Genomic DNA, 20,856 nt, shown 5'->3' on the forward strand with positions numbered 1-20,856 from the left:
TGCGAAACAAGGTCCATGGAGGACCCTGTACCCGGAGCGGATGGCAGTTGACGGACACGTTTCTGGTAAATGCCGCGCCTGACACCGTCCTCGCGCTGACGGACTGGCTCTCTCATCTCGGCGGCGAGCGCCGCCTTTCCGACAAGACGCTGGAGGCCTATCGTCGCGATCTCTGGCAGTTTCTGGCCTTCCTGACCGGTCACATCGGTTCCCCGCCAGCCCTTTCCGATCTTTCCGCGCTTCGCCTCGCCGATCTTCGCGCCTTCATGGCGCAGCGGCGGCGGGACGGCGCGGGCGCGCGCACTCTGGGGCGGCAGATCGCGGCCCTTCGCTCCTTCGCCCGGTTTTGCGAAAAGCGCGGACTGGCCGCGAGCAGCGCCTTCACGCTGGTGCGCGCGCCGAAGCAGCCAAGCAGCATCCCGCGCGCCCTTACCGTCTCCGATGCCCGGGCGGTCGTCGCGAATGCCGACATGCTGGCCGAGCAACCCTGGATCGGCGCTCGCGACACGGCGGTCCTCACCCTGCTGTATGGCTGCGGGCTCCGCATTTCGGAAGCCCTGGCGATCTCCGCCGCGGATGCTCCGGTCGGCGGGCGACAGACGCTCCGGGTGGTCGGCAAGGGCGGCAAGGAGCGGATCGTACCGGTGCTTCCCGCCGTGAGCCGCGCCGTCGAGGCTTACCTGAAGCTTTGCCCCTATGAGCCGCAGGGCGCGGATCCGCTGTTTCGCGGCGCCAAAGGCGGCCCGCTCTCGCCACGCATCATCCAGCTTGCCATCGAGCGGCTACGTGGCGCGCTCGGGCTGGAGAAGTCGGCCACGCCGCATGCACTCCGGCATTCCTTCGCGACGCATCTTCTCGGGGGCGGCGGCGACCTGAGATCCATCCAGGAACTGCTCGGACATGCCAGTCTCTCGACGACGCAGACCTATACGCGGGTGGATACCGACCGGCTCCTCGACGTCTATCGCCGGGCTCACCCCCGTGCTTCGGCCAGCTAGGAATCGAACCAAACGAACATTCACGACACGGTGATTGAACCAATTCGAAGATGCACCGTTATCGTCGCATATCCAGTCCAAGTTACACTTTTAAAACGCCGGCCTTAGCGCCGGCGTCTTTTTTTGCGTGGTGTTCCCAGACGAAAAAAGCCGCCCCAAGGGCGGCTTCCTCGATCTCGGAATGGCAGTTCCGAAGACCGTCTCCGATCACATGTGGATCGGCTTGAACCCGGCAGCCATGGCGGCTTCGCGGACAGCCTCGGACATCGTCGGATGCGCGTGGCAGGTGCGGGCGAGATCCTCGGACGACCCGCCGAATTCCATCAGCACCGCGATCTCGTGGATCATCTCGCCGGCACCGGCGCCGACGATGGCCCCGCCCAGGACGCGATCGGTCTTGGCATCGGCCAGCACCTTCACGAAACCGTCGGTGTGACCCATGGCACGCGCCCGGCCGTTCGCCGTGAAGGGGAACTTGCCGACCTTGTACTGGGTGCCCGCAGCCTTCAGCATCTCTTCCGAAGCACCGACGACCGCGATTTCCGGCATCGTGTAGACCACGCCCGGAATGACCTCGTAGTTCACGTGGCCCTTCTGCCCCGACAGGATCTCGGCGACGGCAACGCCCTCGTCCTCGGCCTTGTGCGCCAGCATCGGGCCGGCGATCACGTCGCCGATGGCGTAGATGCCGGGCACGTTGGTCTGGTAATGCGCGTCGACGGCGACACGGCGGCGGTCGTCGAACTGCACGCCAGCTTCTTCCAGGCCCAGGCCTTCGGTGTAGGGCCGCCGGCCGATCGCCACGAGCACCACGTCGGCGTCGATCGTCTCGCTCGAACCCTCGCCCTTGGCCGGCGCGACGCTGACCTTCAGGTCGCTGCCGGAGGTGTCGATGCCGGTCACCTTGGTGGAGAGCTTGATCGTCATGCCCTGCTTGGCCAGCAGCCGCTGCGACTGCTTGGCGACTTCGTCGTCCATGCCCGGCAGGATGCGGTCGAGGAACTCGACCACCGTCACCTCGGAGCCGAGACGGCGCCAGACGGAGCCGATCTCCAGTCCGATGACGCCGGCGCCCACGACCAGCAGCCTGGCCGGAACCTTGTCCAGCTCCAGCGCCCCGGTGGAGGTGACGACGCGCTTCTCGTCGATCTCGACGCCGGGAACGCCTGCCGATTCAGAGCCGGTCGCGATGACGATGCTCTTGGTCTCCAGCGTCTGGCTCGAGCCGTCCTCGCCCGTTACCTCGACCTTGCCGGCGCCCTTGATCTTGCCGGTGCCGCGGAAGGTCTCGACCTTGTTCTTCTTGAACAGGAAGGCCACGCCGTCGACATTGGCCTTCACCGTGTCGTTCTTGTGAGCCTGCATGCCCGGCAGGTCGAGCTCCAGGCCGCTGATCTTCACGCCGAGCTTGGCAAAGCCATGACCGGCTTCCTCGAACATCTCGGAGGCGTGCAGCAGCGCCTTGGAGGGAATGCAGCCGACATTCAGGCAGGTACCGCCATACGTCGCCCGCTTCTCGACCACCGCAACCTTCAGCCCGAGCTGCGCGGCGCGAATGGCGCAGACATAGCCACCCGGGCCTGTTCCGATAACAACGAGATCGTAGCTTCCTGCCATGGCGGTTTCCTCATGTTGAAAAGGCGAGCCAGGCTCGCCTTTTACGATGTCATTCGAACTGTAGCGGACCCGTCGATCAGAGATCGAGAACCAGGCGCTGCGGATCCTCGATCGCGTCCTTGATCCTGACGAGGAAGGTCACCGCTTCCTTGCCGTCGATCACGCGGTGATCGTAGGACAGCGCCAGATACATCATCGGGCGGATGACGACCTGGCCGTTGCGGACCACCGGACGCTCCTCGATGCGGTGCATGCCGAGAATACCGGACTGCGGCGCGTTCAGGATCGGCGTCGACATCAGCGAGCCGTAGACGCCGCCGTTGGAGATCGTGAAGGTGCCGCCCTGCATGTCGGCCATGGTGAGCTGCCCGTCACGCGCCTTCTTGCCGAAGTTGCTGATGGTCTTCTCGACACCGGCGATCGACAGGTCCTGCGCATCGCGCACCACCGGCACGACGAGACCCTTGTCGGTGCCGACCGCCACACCGATGTGGTAGTAGTTCTTGTAGATCAGGTCCTGGCCGTCGAGCTCGGCGTTCACCGCCGGCACTTCCTTCAGCGCGGCGCAGACCGCCTTGACGAAGAAGCCCATGAAGCCGAGGCGGGTGCCGTGCTTCTTCTCGAACAGGTCCTTGTACTGCTTCCGCAGTTCCATCACCGCGCCCATGTCCACATCGTTGAACGTGGTGAGCATGGCCGCGTTCGCCTGCGCGTCCTTGAGACGGCGGGCGATGGTCTGGCGTAGCTTCGTCATCTTGACGCGCTGCTCGCGCGGCTCGTCGGCTGCCGGGGAAGGAGCCCGGGCCTGTGCCGGCGCGGAAGCGGGAGTTGCGGAAGAAAGGTTCTGCAGCGCTGACAGGACATCGCCCTTCAGCACCTGGCCGCGCTTGCCGGAACCGGAAACCTGATCGGCCGAAACGTTCTGCTCTTCCATCAGCTTGCGCGCCGAGGGAGCCGGCGGCATGTCGGTGTGCGCCGGGCCGTTGGCCGTGGCGGGAGCCGGCGAAGTCGCAACGGGCTTCGCGGGCTCGGCTTCCTTCGCGGCCGGGCGCTCGACGGGCTGCTCGGGCCCGGCATTCACCGTTCCCGCAGTGCCGCCGGCGCCTTCGCTCAGAAGACCCAGAAGCGCACCGACCTCGACCGTCTCGCCTTCCTTCACCGCGATGGAGGAGAGCTTGCCCGAGCTCGGCGCCGGCACCTCGATGGTGACCTTGTCCGTTTCCAGCTCAACCAGCGGCTCGTCCGCCTGAACGCTGTCGCCTTCCTTCTTGAACCATTGCCCGATGGTGGCCTCGGTCACCGATTCGCCGAGCGTCGGGACCTTGATTTCCGTTGCCATGTCTTCTTCCCGTCGTGGTTGCCGGCAGTGCTGACGTCAGCCGCCCAGTGCGTCTTCCAAGAATTGATCGCGTTGCTTCAGATGCGCCGACATCTTGCCGACGGCCGTCGCGGCCGCCGCCGGACGACCGGCATAGCGGATGTTGCGTGCCGGCAGCTTGGCGAGCTCGACAGACGCCTCGATGCGCGCCTCGACGAAGAACCAGCTGCCCATGTTCTGCGGCTCTTCCTGACACCAGACGATCTCGGCGTCGCGGAAGCGGGCCAGCGTCTCGGCCAGCGCCTTCAGCGGGAACGGATAGAGCTGCTCGACGCGCATGATGTAGACGTCGTCGATGCCGCGCTTCTCGCGCTCCTCGTAGAGGTCGTAATAGACCTTGCCGCTGCACAGCACGACCCGGCGGATGCGGCTGTCCTCTGCCAGCTTGATCGGCTGATTCGCCAGCGTCTCCGCATCGTCCTTGAGCAGGCGATGGAAGGTGGAGCCCTCCGCCAGATCCGACACCTTGGAAACCGCCCGCTTGTGGCGCAGCAGCGACTTCGGCGTCATCAGGATCAGCGGCTTGCGGAAGCTGCGGTGCATCTGCCGGCGCAGGATATGGAAGTAGTTGGCCGGCGTCGTGCAGTTGGCGACCTGCATGTTGTCCTCGGCGCACATCTGGAGATAGCGCTCCAGGCGAGCCGACGAGTGTTCCGGGCCCTGCCCTTCGTAGCCATGCGGCAGCAGCATCACGAGGCCGGACATGCGCAGCCATTTGCGTTCGCCCGACGAGATGAACTGATCGACCACGACCTGCGCTCCGTTGGCGAAATCGCCGAACTGGGCTTCCCACAGGGTCAGCGCGTTCGGTTCCGCCAGCGAGTAGCCGTACTCGAAGCCGAGCACCGCCTCTTCGGAGAGCATCGAGTTGATGACTTCGTAATGGGCCTGCTCGCCGCCCAGATGGTTCAGCGAGGTGTAGCGCTTCTCCGTCTCCTGGTCGTAGAGCACCGAATGACGCTGCGAGAAAGTGCCACGCTCGACGTCCTGCCCGGACAGGCGGATCTTGAAGCCTTCCTTGAGCAGCGAACCGAAAGCCAGCGCCTCGCCGAAAGACCAGTCGATGTTCTCGCCGCTGTCGATCATGCCCTTCCGGTTGTCGAGGAAGCGCTGGATCGTGCGGTGAACCTTGAAGTCCTTGGGGATGCGGGTCAGGCGCGTGCCGAGGGCGGTCAGGTCGTTCTTGGTCACGGCCGTGTCGCCGACGCGGCGCTCGTCGCCCGCCTGCGGGGTGGTCAGGCCCGACCACGCGCCGTCCAGCCAGTCGGCCTTGTTCGGATTGTAGGCCTGCCCGGCTTCGAACTCGACGTCCATCTTCTGCCGGAACTCGGCGCGGAGAGCATCGAGATCCTGCGCGGAGATCAGGCCCTCGCCTTCCAGCTTCTTGGCATAAAGCTCAAGCGTGGAAGGATGATGCCGGATTTCCTTGTACATCAACGGCTGCGTGAAGGACGGCTCGTCGCCTTCGTTGTGGCCGAAGCGGCGGTAGCAGAACATGTCGATCACGACAGGCTTGTGGAAGCGCTGGCGGAACTCGACGGCCACCTTGGCGGCGAAGACCACCGCTTCCGGATCGTCGCCGTTCACGTGGAAGATCGGCGCCTCGATCATCTTCGCCACATCCGACGGATAGGGCGAGGAGCGCGAGAAGCGCGGATTGGTCGTGAAGCCGATCTGGTTGTTGACGATGAAATGCAGCGAGCCGCCGGTGCGGTGGCCGCGCAGGCCGGAAAGGCCGAAGCACTCCGCCACGACGCCCTGGCCGGCGAAGGCCGCATCGCCGTGCATCAGCACGGGCAGCACCTGCACCCGCTTCTTGTCCTCGTGCTGGTCCTGCTTGGCGCGAGCCTTGCCGAGCACCACGGGATCGACGATTTCCAGATGCGAGGGGTTGGCGGTCAGCGACAGGTGGACCTGGTTGCCGTCGAACTCGCGGTCCGACGAAGCACCCAGATGGTACTTCACGTCGCCGGAGCCCTCGACCTCGTCGGGAGTGGACGAACCGCCCTTGAACTCGTTGAAGATCGCGCGCTGCGGCTTGCCCATCACCTGGGACAGCACGTTGAGGCGTCCACGGTGCGGCATGCCCAGCACGATTTCGCGGATGCCGAGCTGGCCGCCACGCTTGATGATCTGCTCCAGCGCCGGGATCAGCGCCTCCGCGCCGTCCAGGCCGAAACGCTTGGTGCCGGTGTACTTGACGTCGAGGAACTTCTCGAAGCCCTCGGCCTCGACCAGCTTGTTCAGGATCGCCTTCTTGCCCTCGGCGGTGAAGGTGATCTCCTTGGCGGGGCCCTCGATCCGCTCCTGGATCCAGGCCTTCTCCTCAGCGGAGGTGATGTGCATGAACTCCACGCCGAGGGTGGAGCAATAGGTGCGACGCAGGATCTCCAGCATCTCGCGAACGGTCGCGAATTCCATGCCGAGAACGTTGTCGATAAAGATCTTGCGGTCGTAGTCGGCCTCGGTGAAGCCGTAGGTCGCGGGCTGCAGCTCGGCGTCTTCGCGGTTCTGCGAAATGCCCAGCGGATCCAGCTTGGCATGGAAGTGGCCGCGCATACGGTAGGCGCGGATCATCATGATCGCCCGCACGGAGTCGCGGGTCGCGCGCTGCACGTGGTCGGGGCTGATCTCGGCGCCGGAGGTCTTTGCCTGCGCCTGGGCCTTGGCCTGAATCTTGTCGCCGACATGCTTCTCGATGGCCGGCCAGTTGCCGTCCAGGGCGGAAACCAGTTCGCCATTCGCGACGATCGGCCAGTCCGGACGCTTCCACGGCGCGCCGCGCGCTTCCGCCAGAACCTCGTCCTTGTTGTCCTTCAGCGTGGAGAAGAAGTCGCGCCACTCCGCGTCCACCGAGGACGGGTCCTGCTGGAAGCGGGTGTAAAGTTCTTCGAGATAGGCAGCGTTGCCGCCATACAGAAACGAGGAAAGCTGAAAGGCTTCGTTTGCTTCTTGCCGTGCCATTTTTCGTCGCGGAAGCCTCTCGGCCCCGTGCCTCTCGCCTGCCGCCGCCCCCCTGGCGACGGCCCCGGTGATGGCCGGGTCTCCCCCCGGCCTTTGGGTATTAACGCTTCAAGACCTCGACGAGCGTCTCGCCGAGCTTGGCGGGCGAAGGCGACACGCGAATGCCGGCCGCTTCCATTGCCGCGATCTTGTCTTCCGAGCCGCCCTTACCGCCCGAAATGATGGCGCCAGCATGGCCCATGCGACGTCCGGGAGGAGCGGTACGGCCCGCGATGAACCCGACCATCGGCTTGGAACGGCCCTTCTTCGCTTCCTGACGAAGGAATTCCGCGGCCTCTTCCTCGGCCGAGCCGCCGATCTCGCCGATCATGATGATCGACTGCGTCTCGTCGTCGGACAGGAACATGTCCAGCACGTCGATGAACTCGGTGCCCTTCACGGGGTCACCGCCGATGCCGACGGCCGTGGACTGTCCGAGGCCCTGCTGGGTGGTCTGGTACACCGCTTCGTAGGTAAGCGTGCCGGAGCGCGAGACAATACCCACCGATCCGCGCTTGAAGATATTGCCGGGCATGATGCCGATCTTGCACTCGCCGGGCGTCAGCACGCCCGGGCAGTTCGGCCCGATCAGCCGGCTCTTGGAGCCGGACAGCGCGCGCCTCACCTTCACCATGTCGAGCACCGGGATGCCCTCGGTGATGCAGATGATCAGTTCGATCTCGGCGGCGATCGCCTCGGCGATCGAGTCGGCCGCGAACGGCGGCGGCACGTAGATCACCGACGCGGTGGCGCCGGTCTCGGACTTGGCTTCCGCGACCGAATCGAAGACCGGCAGGCCGAGATGGGTCTGGCCGCCTTTGCCGGGCGTCACGCCGCCGACCATCTTGGTGCCGTAGGCGATAGCCTGCTCGGTGTGGAAGGTGCCCTGCGAGCCGGTGATGCCCTGGCAGATGACCTTGGTATTGCTGTCGACGAGGATGGACATCTTACTTCGCTCCCCTCACCGCGCTCACGATCTTCTGAGCCGCATCGTCGAGGTTGTCTGCCGGAATGACGTTCAGGCCGGAGTCGCGCAGGATCTCCTTGCCCTTCTCAACATTGGTGCCTTCCAGGCGCACCACGAGCGGGACCTGCAGGCCCACTTCCTTCACCGCCGCGAGCACGCCTTCCGCGATGATGTCGCAACGCATGATGCCGCCGAAGATGTTGACCAGGATGCCCTTCACGTTGGGATCGGAGGTGATGATCTTGAAGGCCGCGGTGACCTTCTCCTTGGAAGCGCCGCCGCCGACATCGAGGAAGTTCGCCGGCTCTTCGCCGTAGAGCTTGATGATGTCCATGGTCGCCATCGCAAGACCGGCGCCGTTGACCATGCAGCCGATCGTGCCGTCGAGAGCGATGTAGGAGAGCTCGTACTTGGAGGCCTCGATCTCCTTGGCGTCTTCCTCGGTCAGGTCGCGCAGTTCGACCTCGTCGGGATGGCGGAAGAGCGCGTTGTCCTCGAAGCCCATCTTGGCGTCCAGGCAGACCAGGCGCCCGTCCTTGGTGACGATCAGCGGATTGACTTCGAGGAGGCTCATGTCCTTGGCCACGAACGCCTTGTAGAGCGTGGCGCCGACCTTGGCTGCCTGCTTGGCGAGATCGCCCTTCAGCCCGAAGGCGCTGGCGATGTGCCGGCCGTGATGCGGCAGGAAGCCGGTCGCGGGATCGACGGAGAAGGTCACGATCTTCTCCGGCGTGTGCTCGGCGACGGCCTCAATGTCCATGCCGCCCTCGGTGGAGACGACGAAGGCCACCTGCGCCGTGGCGCGATCGACCAGCAGCGAGAGGTAGAACTCCTTCTCGATGTCGGAGCCGTCCTCGACGTAGATGCGGTTGACCTTCTTGCCTTCCGGCCCGGTCTGATGCGTGACCAGCGTGCTGCCCAGCATCTGCGAGGCGAATTCACGGACCTCGTCGATCGACTTGGCAAGGCGGACGCCGCCCTTCTCGCCGGCCGAGGACTCCTTGAACTTGCCCTTGCCGCGGCCGCCCGCGTGGATCTGGGACTTCACGACCCAAAGCGGGCCGGGAAGATCGGTGGCGGCCTTGGCCGCTTCTTCGGGGGTAAAAGCGGGGAAACCGGCGGAGACTGGTGCTCCGAACGACTTCAAAATCGCTTTTGCCTGATACTCATGAATATTCATGGACAGCCCTTCCTCAGGCCAGCGCCGGCTGGATCTTGGTGCATGCGGCGGTCAAGCTGCGGACCGACTGCACGGATTCGTCAAACATCTTCTTCTCGTCACGGTTGAGATCGATCTCGATGATGCGTTCCACGCCATCTTCACCGATCACCACGGGAACGCCGACATACATGCCGTCGACCCCATACTGCCCCTGCAGCTGCGCTGCGCAGGGAAGCACACGTTTCTTGTCTTTCAGGTAGCTCTCCGCCATGGCGATGGCGGAGGCGGCCGGGGCATAGAATGCCGATCCGGTCTTCAGGAGCTGAACGATCTCCGCGCCGCCGTCACGGGTGCGCTTAACGATCTCGGCCAGCCGCTTCTCGCTCACCCAGCCCATCTTCACCAGATCGGTCAGCGGAATGCCGGCGACGGTGGAGTACCGCGTCAGCGGCACCATGGAATCACCATGGCCGCCCAGCACGAAGGCGGTCACGTCCTCCACCGAGACGTTGAACTCCTCGGCGAGGAAATAGCGGAAGCGGGAAGAATCGAGCACGCCGGCCATGCCGACCACGCGGTTGGCGGGCAGCCCGGAGAATTTCTGCAACGCCCAGACCATGGCGTCGAGCGGATTGGTGATGCAGATGACGAAGGCGTCGGGGGCGTATTTCCTCAGTCCCGCGCCGACCTGCTCCATCACCTTGAGGTTGATCTCGAGAAGGTCGTCCCGGCTCATGCCGGGCTTGCGCGGCACGCCTGCCGTCACGATCACCACGTCCGCGTCCTTGATGGCCTCGTAGGACGCGGAGCCGGAGAAGCGGGCATCGAACCCGTCCACGGAAGATGATTCGGCGATGTCCAGCGCCTTGCCCGCGGGCACACCCTCCTGGATGTCGAACATCACGACATCGCCGAGCTCTTTCAGCCCGATCAGGTGTGCCAACGTTCCGCCAATCTGACCGGAGCCGATCAGGGCGATCTTTCTACGGGCCATTCAGACGCCTTCCGTTTACGTAAGGGTGAGGTAAGCCACGACCTTGCGAGGGCAGTTAGCGCCTTTGACTCTCCTTGGCAAGGAAAAGGCCGGTCGACCTTCACCCTTCGTCGGTCAGCTCATGCGCAGGACTTGGCCTCGGCCCTGGCCGGCGCGTCCACGGCGTGCCCGGTATTGAAATATTGCTCCGACCGCATTTCCGTCAGCCGGGAGGCGGTTCGCGCGAACTCGAAATTCTCCGTGCCCTGCGATCCTTCCCAGAGATCGTTGGGCTCCGCCGCGGCCGAGATGATCAGCTTGGTGTGGGTATCGTAGAGGGTATCGACGAGGTTGATGAACCGCTTCGCCTCGTTGCGACGCGTCTCGTCCAGCACCGGCACATCGGAAAGCAGGAGCGTGTGGTAGTTCCGCGCGATCTCCAGGTAATCCGACGCGCCGAGCGGACGGGCACAGAGATCCTCAAAGCGGAACAGGGCGACGCCGCCCACCGCCTCCGGCACCTCGATCGGGTGTCCCTTGTTGATGAGCTCCCGGGGCGTGCCACGGGTGCAGCCCGTCAGCTTCTTGAAGAAGCCCCGCATGCGGCACTCGGCATCCTCGGCGGTTCCCGCCGTGATGTAGAGCGGATCGGACCGCCCCTTCTCCACGCGGAAATCCTTCGGCGAGGTCAGGTGGAAGACGTCCATGTGCTCGCGCACGAGATCGATGAAGGGCAGGAACAGAGCCCGGTTCAGGCCGCCCTTGTAGAGTTCGTCCGGCACGACGTTGGACGTGGCGACGATCACGACGCCGCTCTTGAACAATTGCTCGAAGAGGCGCCCGAGGATCATCGCGTCCGCGATATCGGTCACCGAGAATTCGTCGAAGCAGAGCAGGTTCGTTTCCGCCACTATCTCACCGGCGATCACCGGAATCGGATCGGCGGCCATCCCCTCATTCGCCTTCATCTTCTGGCGATAGCGGAAGATCCGGCCATGCACCTCGGACATGAAGGCGTGAAAATGCACCCGCCGCTTCTGCTTCTCCGGAGCGATCTCGAAGAAGAGATCCATCAGCAGTGTCTTGCCGCGCCCGACGGAGCCCCAGATGTAAAGCCCCCGGATCGGATCCGGATGGCGGGAAAACAGCCAGCCAAGGGCGCCCTTCTTGCGCTCCTGACAATCGTCAAAGCGGTTCAGCAAGGCGTCGAGTTCGCGAACCAGGCCGCGCTGGGCCGGATCCGGCTCAATCGCCCCCTGCTGGGCAAGCGCTTCGTAGCGCCCCTCCACAGTGTCTCGCATTCAAATCTCCTTTGACGGCGGGATTAGTGAGAGGACACGGGAGATACAAGCGGCGGGCGACGAATCGCCCGCCGAAATATGTCAATTTTCTCTTAACGCGCGAACGAAACCGGCGCTCCCGCCTGGGTTTCACCGCTGAACTGCGTCTTGGACGAGGCATAGAGCCGCGCCACGGTCGCACCCTGGTCGTCGATCAGGCGCACCTGCTTGCCGTCCAGGCTCCACGCCGAGACGCCCTTCAGCGCCGGGCCGTTACAGCCGCGCGTCGTGGCGCGGTAGCCGCCGGACCACGTGGTCAGCGACATGAACAGCTGGCAGGAATCGCCCGCCGAAGAGAGCTTCCAGCCGCCGAGCAGATCGGTGCGGCCGACCGAGGCGCCACCGCCCGAGCCGGAAGCCGCGGACTGGGCCGGCGGCAGCGAGGCGACCTGGGTGCCCGGCTGCATCGTCTGGTCGGCGGGACCGCCTGCCATCGGTGCGTCGGGCGCCTGCATGGAAGCCTCCGGCGGCGGCAGGGTGTTGCGCGAAACCGGCTGGGCGGGGACGGCCGCGAGCGGCGGCGCGGCCATCGGGGGCGGGGGAGCCGGCTGATATGCCGGCGAAGCGCTCTGGCAGCCGGCGAGACCAAGGCTCGCGGCCGCCACAAAGATCATCATATCTGTTCTGAGCCGCATCGCTGCTTCCTTGATTGTGCCCCAGATTGGGACATTTCACCTTCAGATGGCGTCTCCGCCTGGACCGGACCTCTTGACCCGACTACCGGCACCATCTACCCCGTTTTCTCACGAACGCAACGGATCGCATGAATGTCAGATTTCGGTGAGGCCGGAAAAGCACAGTCCGTTGCGGTGCCAATAGCGGGCACGGACCCTCAGCCGCACATCGTCGACCAGCTGATCGCGGAGCGTGGCACGAAGATCGTCCACAGCCGATTCTGGCCGGTTCTGCGGCCTTTCCTGCACAAGATCCTGCGCTACGACGAGGCCGTAGAGATGGCCGACAGGCTGGCTCCGCTGCCGACCCGCCCGGCAATGGAATATCTGAGCGAGCTTCTGCATCTCGACCTCCGGATCGAGGGCCGCGAGAACATTCCCAGGAGCGGCGGCTTCGTGCTGGCCGCGAATCACCCGACGGGGATCGCCGATGGCGTCGCCGTCTATGATGCGCTTTTTCCGACCCGTCCGGACATCGCGATCTTCACCAATCGCGATGCGGTCCGCGTCAACCCGCGCCTGTCAGACGTGCTGATCCCGGTGGAATGGCGCGAGGAGTTCCGCAACCATACGAAGGCCAAGGAAACGCTGCGCCTGTCCTCCCGCGCCTTTCGGGAAGGTCGCGCCGTCGTCATCTTTCCGTCCGGCCGCATCGCCTTCTGGAAGGACAACAAGCTGAACGAGCGACCGTGGCAGGTTTCCGCCGTGACGCTGGCGCGCAAGTACGGCGTCCCGGTCCTGCCGGTGAACGTCCAGGCGCGCAATTCCAGCCTGTTCTACTGGTTCGCCAACTGGAACACGGAGTTGCGCGACATGACCGTGTTCAACGAACTCCTCAACAAGCGGGGCAAGACCTTTCGCATCCGCTTCGGCCCGATGATCGCGGCCGAGCGCATCGCCGAGGGCGATCCCGCCGAGATGACCGCCGCCCTGCAGGACTATACCGTCCACAGCCTCGCACGAGACGCAGCGGCGCCCTTCTAGGCTCCGGCTCCCGAGCTCAAGGCCGCGACAGGGGCTGCCCGAGGCCCTGCCCTCCCGAGCTTCCAACGAAAAGGCCGCCCGGATCGCTCCGGGCGGCCTTTCTCATTCGGCGCTCTGGATGCGCTTCAGCGCGATCTTCAGCTTGTCCAGCGAGGAGACGTATTCCTCCCGCTTCTCCCGTTCGGCCGCGACGACGTCTTCCGGCGCGCGGGCGACGAAGCTCTCGTTGGAGAGCTTCTTGTCCAGCCGCGAGATCTCGCCCTCCACCTTGACGATCTCCTTGGAAAGACGGCCTTCCTCGGCCGCAAGGTCGATCACGCCACCGAGCGGCAGCGCCAGCGTCGCCTCGCCGAGGATGATCTGTGCCGCACCCTTGGGAGCTGCGTCCGCAGCCTCGATGGAAGCCAGCCGCGCCAGCCGTTCCAGCACGGGCGCCTGCCGCTTGAGCCGCTCGGCGGTGAGGGCTGACGCGCCGATTACGACCAGCGGCATCTTGGCGGCCGGCGGCACGTTCATTTCCGAGCGGACCGAGCGGACCGATGTCACGAGGTCGACGAGCCAGTTGATCTCGGCGGCCGCGTCGGCATCGGCGAATTCCGCAGCCGGCCAGGGCGTCAGCGCCAGCACGCCGGCATCCGACCCGGCCAGCCCGGCCCACAGCGCCTCCGTCATGTAGGGCATGAACGGATGCAGAAGCTTGAGGATCAGCCCGAGAACATGGGCGGCGGTCGCCCTCGTCTCAGCCTTGGCCGCCTCGTCGCCGCTCCCCAGCAGGGGCTTGATCAGTTCCACGTACCAGTCGCAGAACGTGTCCCAGACGAAATGATAGATCGCGTCCGCCGCATCGTTGAAGCGGAAGCCCTCCAGCGCGGATGTGACCTTGGCGGCGGCCTCCGCCGCTTCCGTCAAGATCCAGCGATTGACGGTCTGCGACGCCGAAGCCGGATCGAAGTTGGAGGCGGGCCGGCATTCGTTCATCTCGCAGAAGCGCGCGGCGTTCCAGAGCTTGGTGCCGAAGTTGCGATAACCGGCCACCCGCGAGGTCGCGAGGCGGATGTCGCGACCCTGCGCGGCCATGGCGGCCAGCGTGAAGCGCAGCGCATCGGCGCCGAACTCGTCGATCAGCTCCAGCGGATCGATGACGTTGCCCTTGGACTTCGACATCTTGGCGCCATGCTCGTCACGGACGAGCGCATGGAGATAAACGGTGCCGAAAGGCTCCTTCTCCATGAAGTGCAGGCCCATCATCATCATCCGGGCGACCCAGAAGAAGATGATGTCGAAGCCGGTGATCAGGACGTTTGTCGGATAATATCGGGCGAGCTCCGGCGTCTGGTCCGGCCAGCCCAGCGTCGAGAAGGGCCAGAGCGCGGACGAGAACCAGGTGTCGAGCACGTCCTCGTCGCGGATCAGTTCCGCCTCGTGGCCGTAATGGCTGGACGCGGCCGCCCTCGCCTCCTCTTCCGTGGTCTCGACGAAGACATGGCCGTCGGGGCCGTACCAGGCGGGAATGCGATGGCCCCACCAGAGCTGGCGCGAGATGCACCACGGCTGGATGTTCTCCATCCACTCGAAATAGGTCTTCTCCCAGTTCTTCGGGACAAAGACCGTCCGACCCTCGCGGACGCTGGCGATCGCCGGCTGGGCGAGAGTCTTGGCGTCGACATACCACTGGTCGGTGAGGAACGGCTCGATCGGCACGCCGGAGCGGTCACCATGCGGAACCACGTGCGGATGGTCCTCGATCGCAGGCACGAGATCCCTCGCCTGCATCATGGCGACGATGGCCTCGCGGGCGGCAAACCGGTCGAGCCCATCCACGGCCCGGATCGTCTCAGCGAGTTCCGCGCTTTCCGGCAAGCCTTCCAGAAACGCTTCGTTGCCGGAAATGCGAATCCTCGCTTCCGGGTCCATGATGTTGATCACCGGCAGCTGATGCCGGCGGCCGACCTCGAAATCGTTGAAGTCGTGCGCGGGGGTGATCTTCACCGCGCCGGATCCGGCCTCCGGATCGGCATAGGAATCCGCCACGATCGGAATGCGGCGGCCGACGAGAGGCAGTACGACGTGCTTGCCGACGAGATCGCGATAGCGCTCGTCCTCCGGGTTCACCGCGACGGCGGTGTCGCCCAGCATGGTTTCAGGGCGTGTGGTCGCGACCGTGATAAAGCGGTCGGCCTCGCCTTCCACCGGATAGCGGAAATGCCAGAGGTGCCCCTTGGTCTCGACCTGCTGCACCTCGATGTCGGAGATGGCGGTCAGGAACTTCGGGTCCCAGTTGACCAGTCGCTTGTCGCGGTAGATCAGGCCTTCCCGGAACAGCCGCACGAAGACCTTCACCACGGCGCGGGACAGCCCCTCGTCCATGGTGAAGCGCTCGCGCGACCAGTCTGCGGAGGCGCCGAGACGCTTCAACTGGTTGCCGATCGCGCCGCCGGACTCGCCCTTCCACGCCCAGACCTTTTCCAGGAACGCGTCGCGACCGATCTCACGGCGGCCGGGTTCGCCGCGCGCCGCCATCTGACGCTCCACGACCATCTGCGTCGCGATGCCGGCATGGTCCATGCCGGGCTGCCAGAGCACATCCTTGCCGCGCATCCGCTCGAAGCGGACCAGCACGTCCTGCAACGTGTTGTTCAGGGCATGCCCCATGTGGAGCGAACCGGTGACGTTCGGCGGCGGAATGACGATGCAGAAGGTTTCGGCATCCGGCCTGGCGCCGGCGCCGGCGCCGGCGCGGAAGGCACCCGCTTCTTCCCAGCGCTCGCGGATTTCCGGCTCAACGCTTGCGGCATCAAAGGTCTTGTCTAGCATTCGCCCACTCTCGATGGCAGGCCGCCGTTAAACTGAGGGCGTCCGCAGGTGTCAACACAACGCAAAAAAGCATGAAGCGCGCCGAGGGGCGCGCTTCAACAGGCAACCGTCGAAAAATCTCAGCGACGACCGCGCGAAACCCGCTCGATTTCCTCGCGCACGAGCCGCTCCACGAGCGGCGGCAGGTTCTCGTCCAGCCAGTCCTTCAGCATCGGACGCAGGAGGTCGGCAACCACATCGTCCAGCGTGCGCGCGTTCTGCGTGAACACCAAGGTCGCGAGGTCGCTGAAGGCGCCGGACACCTGCTGATCCGCTTCCCGCGAGATCAGCGACGTTTCCTGGTGCGGATGACCGCCTGATTCCTGATCCATCATCTCATGTCCTGCATCGGGTTCCGCGTGGGCGACGGCGATGGGGGCCTGTTCAACGGGACGGGGCTCGGCGAAGATGCCAAGTTCCCCGGACGCCCGCCGGGCCGCCTCGAAGGTGCGCCCTTCCGCACCGCGCGAACGAGCCGGCTGGGCGGGAGCCTGCCCGGCATCCCGCGCGGAAGCCGCCTCGCTGTCCTCGGAAATGATCTGGCGAATCGAAGCCAGGATCTCTTCCATCGATGGCTCGTACGCCGCACTCTGGTTTGCCATCTCTACTCTCCGCTACCGACGCCGCCTGATTCGCCTGCGAATGGCAAAAAAACCTTACATCACCGGAGAGGCGCCCCGCGGCCAGAAGAGCCGCTGGGCACAGCTTTCTCCGTCAGCGGCCGTCCGGCGTGCGGAGCCCGCCCCACTTGTCCTTCACCGCCTGGTAATGGGACTGCGGCTTGTAGGCGGTCGCGGGCAGGTTCAGGTGATCGAGCCCGAGACGGCCGGTCGCCTGCAGCAGCGCCAGGGAAGCAAGACCGCGGTTGCGCTGGCCCGACACGACCTGCACCTGGGCGTTGAGGAGGTTCTGGCGCTCGTCCAGGACGTCCAGCAGCGTGCGCTGCCCGACCTTCTGCTCTTCCTCCACGCCGGAGACGGCGATCTGCTCGGCCTGGACCGCAGCGGTCGCGGCGGTGATCGAAGCCTTCGCGGCGGCGAGATTGCCGAAGGAAGCCACGGCGGCCTGACGCACCTGATCGCGCGCCTGATCGACCTGGATCTTGCGCTGGCCCAGCGTTTCCTTGGCCTGGCGGATCTGCGAGGCGTAGGCACCACCGGCATAAAGCGGGATCGAGATCTGGCCGACGACCTGCGCCTCATTGGTGAACTGGTGGCTGCTCTGGCCGAGTTCGTTGACGCTGCCGCCCGTGTGCTCGGCCGTGCCCTGCAGGGTGATGGTCGGCAACAACAGGCCCTCCGCCTGCTTCACGGCGAAGTTCGCTGCATCCACGGCATAGCTCGCCGAGAGCACCGAGGGATGCTCCTTGATCGCGACATTGGCCGCTTCGGAGACGGATCTCGGCAGCCGGCTCTCAAAGGGAAATTCGGAACGGAGATTGACCGGGTCGTGGCCGACGAGCTGCCGGTACGTCGCCTGGTCCTGCTTCAGCGTGGCTTCCGCCGAGGAAACATTGGAGATCGCGGTGCTCAGCTGCGACCGGGCCTGCGCCACGTCGGTGCGGGTGCTTTCGCCGACCTTGAACTGATCCTCGGCCGCCTGAAGCTCGCGCTGGAGATAGGTCACGTCGTTGCGGTTCAGCTGCAGCACCGCCTGATCGTAGACGACGTTGAGGTAGGACTGCGCCGCATCGTAGAGAACCGTCTGGACGGTGTTCTCGAGGCTTGCGCGGGAGGACAGGACGTTGGCGTCCGCCTCATTAATCGCATTGCGATTGCGGAACCCCTGGAACAGGGTCTGCGTTGCCTGAAGACCGTTGGAGTACTGAAACGTGTTCGCGGTGACCGGAACGCCGGACGTGCTCGGGCTCTGAGTGCGCGTCGTATTCGCGGTGCCGGTCGTATAGGCCGAGATCTGCGGACGGAGCGCGGCCTTGGCCTGCGGCACGTATTCGTCCGTGGCCCGCAATCCGGCGCGAGCCGCGTTGATCTGCGGGTTATTGGCGTAGGCCGATGCCAGCGCCTGGGCCATCGTTTCGGCATGTGCAGGGGCCAGCGCCGAAACGGCAAGACCACTGACGGAAATCAGGAGTGTCAGAATATGACGGGACACAGGCACCCTCGCTCACGCGTTACCAACCGAGGCAGTTGAGAGTTTATTAACATCTCTCGCTCACATCGGGCGGGGTTGAATTGGAGGTCCACGGAATTCGGAAGCAACCGAGGCTGAATTGCAACAGCCACTTCCGACCGAAGGACAAAATCAGCGAATCAGAATATGAATTCCGGCTTCCGTTCGAAGCCGGGCAAAATTGGCGCCCAGGCGTCAAAAAGAACGCGCCCGGCCACCTGATCGCCCACACGCTCGTACAGCATTGCCCGGCTGAGCCGGCCTTCCTGCTTGACGAGAGCCAGGATGCCACCCGGCTTGAGCTGCCGGACATAAGCGTCCGGAAGAACCTCCACCGCTCCATCGACGAGAATCGCATCGTATGGACCGCTGGAGGGATAACCATCCACCAGCCGAGACTGGGCGATGGCGACATTCGGAGTGCCGAGCGCCTTCAATGCGCCCTCCGCTGCGGAGACGAGCGAATCGTTCTCCTCCAGCGCGACGACGCCGCCGACGAGCCGGGACAGCACGGCGGATGAATAGCCGCTGCCCGCCCCGACGACGAGGACCACCGAATCACGGCGTAGCCCCATGGCCTGCACCAGGCGGGCAAACTGGCTCGGTGCCATCATGTAGCGGTCGCCGCCCGGCGTTGACGCGATCTTCAGATCGCGATCGGCATAACTGAAGGGCCGCTCGTCCTCAGGGACGAACAGTTCCCGTGGCACGGTCGAGAAGACGCGGATGATTTCGTGATCCGTGACGTCGCTCGGCCGGATCTGGTTATCGACCATCCGTTGCCGGAGCGTCGCGAAATCCGTCATGGCTGTACCCCAACCCAAGATGTTGCGGAGTTTCTAATGGGGCGGCCAGCCAAGCACAAGATGACGCGGCGCACACAAATCCGTAATGCAACCGAACTGTTGTTTACGGGCACTAGTAGAGCGGGCTCACTCCGACTACCGCCCGGTGCAGCCAGAACAGGATGACGGCCCAGAGCACCGCGCCGAGCACGACGGCGAGGATGTCGTTACGGACCGGCCCGCGCACCCGGACGATCCCGCTTTGCCGGTCGCGGCGGCGCAGGAGCGCGTAGTCCGCGATCGCCCAGACCAGGAACGCGCCGAAGAGGACGATGTCGTTCAGCGTCCCGTTCGCGAGCAGGTGCGCCAGCGCCCAGACCTTGACCGCCAGGACCATCGGATGGCCCAGCGCAGGCTTGAGCCGGCCGGCCGGCACGAAATAGGCGGCGAACAGGACGAAGGTGAAGAAGTTCAGCAGGATCGCCAGATGGTTCATCCCATAGGGAGGAAGCCAGACGACGGTCGGATCCTGCCGGGCGGTCTGATAGCCCCAGACCAGCAGGATCAGGCCGACCAGCGAGGCGACGGAGTGCATCACGCGCCAGGGGCCTCTCCCGAAGCGCTCGATCTGCCGTTCCCGCCAGGCCGGTGCGAAGATCCGCACGGAGTGGCTGCCGAGAAAGAGAATCAGGCCGATAATGAGGAGAGGCATGGCAGAACCGCTGAAAGCTACCTCATCGGGCTATCGGAGCTTCGTGAGGCTTGCAAGCCGCCTGTTGGTCGCGCCCAATCCCTCCCCACGCCGGACCTTCTCCCCAGTTTTCTGACCGGACCCGCACTCCAGCGCCGCCGCCGAACCTTTCAGCCCCGGAGATCACCGATGAAGCTCATGCCCCACCTTCTCGCCGGCGCCTTCGTCCTGCTCGGCGCTTCCCTGGCGTCGGCCGCGGACACGCAATCGATCCTGTCACGCATCAAGCTGCCGCAGGGCTTCCGAATCGCGGTCTACGCGGAGGTGCCGGAGGCGCGATCCATCGCGAATTGCGGCGACAACCTCATCGTCAGCTCCCGCGACGGATCGATCTATGCCGTGCGCCCGGATGGCAGCGGCGGTGGCAAGGCGACCCGGATCGCCTCCGACCTCCATTCTCCCAACGGAGTCGCCTGCCACGGCGACCGGCTTTATGTCGGCCTGCAGGACAAGGTCTCGTCGTGGCCGATCGCCGCCGACGGCTCCATTCAGCGGAACGGCCGGAAAGACCTGCTCGACCTGCCCGACAAGGCGCATCATGGCTGGCGCTATACCGGGATCGGGCCGGACGGGAAGCTCTATGTGGCCATTGGCTCGCCCTGCAACATCTGCCAGCCGGAGGGGCTGGAAGGCTCCATCATCCGCATGAACACCGACGGCTCGGACAAGGAAACGGTGGCCAGCGGCGTGCGCAACTCCGTCGGTTTCGACTGGCAGCCATCCACCGGCACCATGTTCTTCACCGATAACGGCGCCGACACGATGGGCGACGACACGCCGCCGGACGAACTGAACGAGGTTCGCAAGGTCGGTGACTTCTACGGCTTTCCCTATTTCGGCGGCACGGTCAGGCTGAAGGGCTATGCGGACAAGAAGCCGCCGCGCGAGCAAACGCCGCCGGCGCACGCGTTCAAGGCCCATGTCGCGGCGCTCGGCATGCACTTCTACCGTGGCGCCATGTTCCCCGCCGCCTTCAGAGGCGACGTCTTCGTGGCCCAGCACGGCAGCTGGAACCGGACCGAGCCGGACGGCGCGAACGTCGTGCGCGTGCATTTCGAGAACGGGCAGCCGAAGAGCGAGGAGATCTTCGCCCAGGGATGGCTGCAGGGCAGCCGCAAGCTCGGCCGGCCTGTGGACGTGAAGGAATTCCGCGACGGGTCGCTGGCCGTTTCCGACGACGAGGCGGGGCTGATCTACCGGATCAGCTATGGCGGCTAAGCAGCGGCGGGCTTTCGGAACGG

General features: G+C 65.0%; 16 protein-coding genes. 3 read left to right on the forward strand and 13 right to left on the reverse strand.

The window, feature by feature from the left end:
- The first annotated feature begins 47 nt into the window (after positions 1–47).
- Positions 48–998, forward strand: coding sequence for a tyrosine recombinase XerC (locus tag BMY25_RS11735; protein WP_238858296.1), 951 nt, complete (start codon positions 48–50; stop codon positions 996–998).
- A gap of 207 nt (positions 999–1,205) precedes the next feature.
- Here BMY25_RS11735 and lpdA read toward each other — a convergent pair whose 3' ends face one another.
- The 8 genes from lpdA to BMY25_RS11775 form a co-directional block, all read right to left on the reverse strand.
- Entirely contained in the window at positions 1,206–2,615 is a 1,410-nt protein-coding gene (gene lpdA, locus BMY25_RS11740) for a dihydrolipoyl dehydrogenase (RefSeq protein WP_092496840.1), read from the reverse strand.
- A 76-nt stretch (positions 2,616–2,691) separates the two neighbouring features.
- A complete protein-coding gene (gene odhB / locus BMY25_RS11745) occupies positions 2,692–3,954 on the reverse strand; it encodes a 2-oxoglutarate dehydrogenase complex dihydrolipoyllysine-residue succinyltransferase (RefSeq protein ID WP_092496841.1) in 1,263 nt (420 codons plus the stop codon).
- Between the two features lie 36 nt (positions 3,955–3,990).
- Positions 3,991–6,957: a 2-oxoglutarate dehydrogenase E1 component gene (locus BMY25_RS11750; RefSeq protein ID WP_092496842.1), complete on the reverse strand. Its 2,967-nt coding sequence runs from the start codon at positions 6,955–6,957 to the stop codon at positions 3,991–3,993.
- A 100-nt stretch (positions 6,958–7,057) separates the two neighbouring features.
- Positions 7,058–7,942, reverse strand: a complete 885-nt coding sequence (sucD, locus tag BMY25_RS11755; protein WP_092496843.1) for a succinate--CoA ligase subunit alpha — start codon at positions 7,940–7,942, stop codon at positions 7,058–7,060.
- A gap of 1 nt (position 7,943) precedes the next feature.
- Positions 7,944–9,143 (reverse strand): ADP-forming succinate--CoA ligase subunit beta, encoded by a 1,200-nt coding sequence (sucC, locus tag BMY25_RS11760; protein WP_092496844.1) that lies wholly within the window; start codon positions 9,141–9,143, stop codon positions 7,944–7,946.
- Positions 9,144–9,156: 13 nt separating this feature from the next.
- The gene (mdh, locus tag BMY25_RS11765; RefSeq protein WP_092496845.1) at positions 9,157–10,119 is read right to left on the reverse strand and encodes a malate dehydrogenase; all 963 of its coding nucleotides are present in this window, start codon (positions 10,117–10,119) and stop codon (positions 9,157–9,159) included.
- Between the two features lie 119 nt (positions 10,120–10,238).
- Positions 10,239–11,399 carry a cell division protein ZapE gene (gene zapE / locus BMY25_RS11770; protein WP_092496846.1) on the reverse strand — a complete coding sequence of 387 codons (1,161 nt, stop codon included), beginning with the start codon at positions 11,397–11,399 and terminating at the stop codon, positions 10,239–10,241.
- A 92-nt stretch (positions 11,400–11,491) separates the two neighbouring features.
- Positions 11,492–12,073: an AprI/Inh family metalloprotease inhibitor gene (locus BMY25_RS11775; RefSeq protein WP_238858297.1), complete on the reverse strand. Its 582-nt coding sequence runs from the start codon at positions 12,071–12,073 to the stop codon at positions 11,492–11,494.
- Between the two features lie 132 nt (positions 12,074–12,205).
- On the opposite strand from BMY25_RS11775, the gene BMY25_RS11780 reads away from it, so the two are divergent.
- Entirely contained in the window at positions 12,206–13,096 is an 891-nt protein-coding gene (locus BMY25_RS11780; protein ID WP_092496847.1) for a 1-acyl-sn-glycerol-3-phosphate acyltransferase, read from the forward strand.
- Between the two features lie 102 nt (positions 13,097–13,198).
- Here the strand turns inward: BMY25_RS11780 and BMY25_RS11785 are convergent, their stop codons facing one another.
- The 5 genes from BMY25_RS11785 to BMY25_RS11805 all read right to left on the reverse strand — a co-directional run bounded on the left by BMY25_RS11785 (position 13,199) and on the right by BMY25_RS11805 (position 19,576).
- Positions 13,199–15,910: a valine--tRNA ligase gene (locus BMY25_RS11785; protein WP_092496848.1), complete on the reverse strand. Its 2,712-nt coding sequence runs from the start codon at positions 15,908–15,910 to the stop codon at positions 13,199–13,201.
- Positions 15,911–16,029: 119 nt separating this feature from the next.
- Complete coding sequence (locus BMY25_RS11790; protein WP_238858298.1) at positions 16,030–16,551, reverse strand: PopZ family protein; 522 nt, start codon at positions 16,549–16,551, stop codon at positions 16,030–16,032.
- Between the two features lie 112 nt (positions 16,552–16,663).
- The gene (locus BMY25_RS11795) at positions 16,664–18,061 is read right to left on the reverse strand and encodes a TolC family outer membrane protein (RefSeq protein ID WP_143061951.1); all 1,398 of its coding nucleotides are present in this window, start codon (positions 18,059–18,061) and stop codon (positions 16,664–16,666) included.
- Between the two features lie 158 nt (positions 18,062–18,219).
- The gene (locus BMY25_RS11800) at positions 18,220–18,885 is read right to left on the reverse strand and encodes a protein-L-isoaspartate O-methyltransferase family protein (RefSeq protein WP_092496851.1); all 666 of its coding nucleotides are present in this window, start codon (positions 18,883–18,885) and stop codon (positions 18,220–18,222) included.
- A gap of 112 nt (positions 18,886–18,997) precedes the next feature.
- Positions 18,998–19,576: an NnrU family protein gene (locus BMY25_RS11805; protein ID WP_092496852.1), complete on the reverse strand. Its 579-nt coding sequence runs from the start codon at positions 19,574–19,576 to the stop codon at positions 18,998–19,000.
- A 168-nt stretch (positions 19,577–19,744) separates the two neighbouring features.
- On the opposite strand from BMY25_RS11805, the gene BMY25_RS11810 reads away from it, so the two are divergent.
- Positions 19,745–20,833 (forward strand): PQQ-dependent sugar dehydrogenase, encoded by a 1,089-nt coding sequence (locus BMY25_RS11810; protein WP_092496853.1) that lies wholly within the window; start codon positions 19,745–19,747, stop codon positions 20,831–20,833.
- Positions 20,834–20,856: the final 23 nt, after the last annotated feature.

The sequence above is a fragment of the Faunimonas pinastri genome (assembly GCF_900110915.1).
In the GTDB taxonomy this organism is placed as follows: domain Bacteria; phylum Pseudomonadota; class Alphaproteobacteria; order Rhizobiales; family Afifellaceae; genus Faunimonas; species Faunimonas pinastri.

Bases quoted from the DNA above. Each gene is read 5' to 3' on its own strand.
- odhB (WP_092496841.1), bottom strand. From the start codon at position 3,954: ATGGCAACGGAAATCAAGGTCCCGACGCTCGGCGAATCGGTGACCGAG.
- BMY25_RS11785 (WP_092496848.1), bottom strand. From the start codon at position 15,910: ATGCTAGACAAGACCTTTGATGCCGCAAGCGTTGAGCCGGAAATCCGC.
- BMY25_RS11790 (WP_238858298.1), bottom strand. From the start codon at position 16,551: ATGGCAAACCAGAGTGCGGCGTACGAGCCATCGATGGAAGAGATCCTG.
- BMY25_RS11750 (WP_092496842.1), bottom strand. From the start codon at position 6,957: ATGGCACGGCAAGAAGCAAACGAAGCCTTTCAGCTTTCCTCGTTTCTG.
- BMY25_RS11780 (WP_092496847.1), top strand. From the start codon at position 12,206: ATGTCAGATTTCGGTGAGGCCGGAAAAGCACAGTCCGTTGCGGTGCCA.
- BMY25_RS11775 (WP_238858297.1), bottom strand. From the start codon at position 12,073: ATGCGGCTCAGAACAGATATGATGATCTTTGTGGCGGCCGCGAGCCTT.
- lpdA (WP_092496840.1), bottom strand. From the start codon at position 2,615: ATGGCAGGAAGCTACGATCTCGTTGTTATCGGAACAGGCCCGGGTGGC.
- sucC (WP_092496844.1), bottom strand. From the start codon at position 9,143: ATGAATATTCATGAGTATCAGGCAAAAGCGATTTTGAAGTCGTTCGGA.
- zapE (WP_092496846.1), bottom strand. From the start codon at position 11,399: ATGCGAGACACTGTGGAGGGGCGCTACGAAGCGCTTGCCCAGCAGGGG.
- BMY25_RS11810 (WP_092496853.1), top strand. From the start codon at position 19,745: ATGAAGCTCATGCCCCACCTTCTCGCCGGCGCCTTCGTCCTGCTCGGC.
- mdh (WP_092496845.1), bottom strand. From the start codon at position 10,119: ATGGCCCGTAGAAAGATCGCCCTGATCGGCTCCGGTCAGATTGGCGGA.
- BMY25_RS11805 (WP_092496852.1), bottom strand. From the start codon at position 19,576: ATGCCTCTCCTCATTATCGGCCTGATTCTCTTTCTCGGCAGCCACTCC.
- sucD (WP_092496843.1), bottom strand. From the start codon at position 7,942: ATGTCCATCCTCGTCGACAGCAATACCAAGGTCATCTGCCAGGGCATC.
- BMY25_RS11800 (WP_092496851.1), bottom strand. From the start codon at position 18,885: ATGACGGATTTCGCGACGCTCCGGCAACGGATGGTCGATAACCAGATC.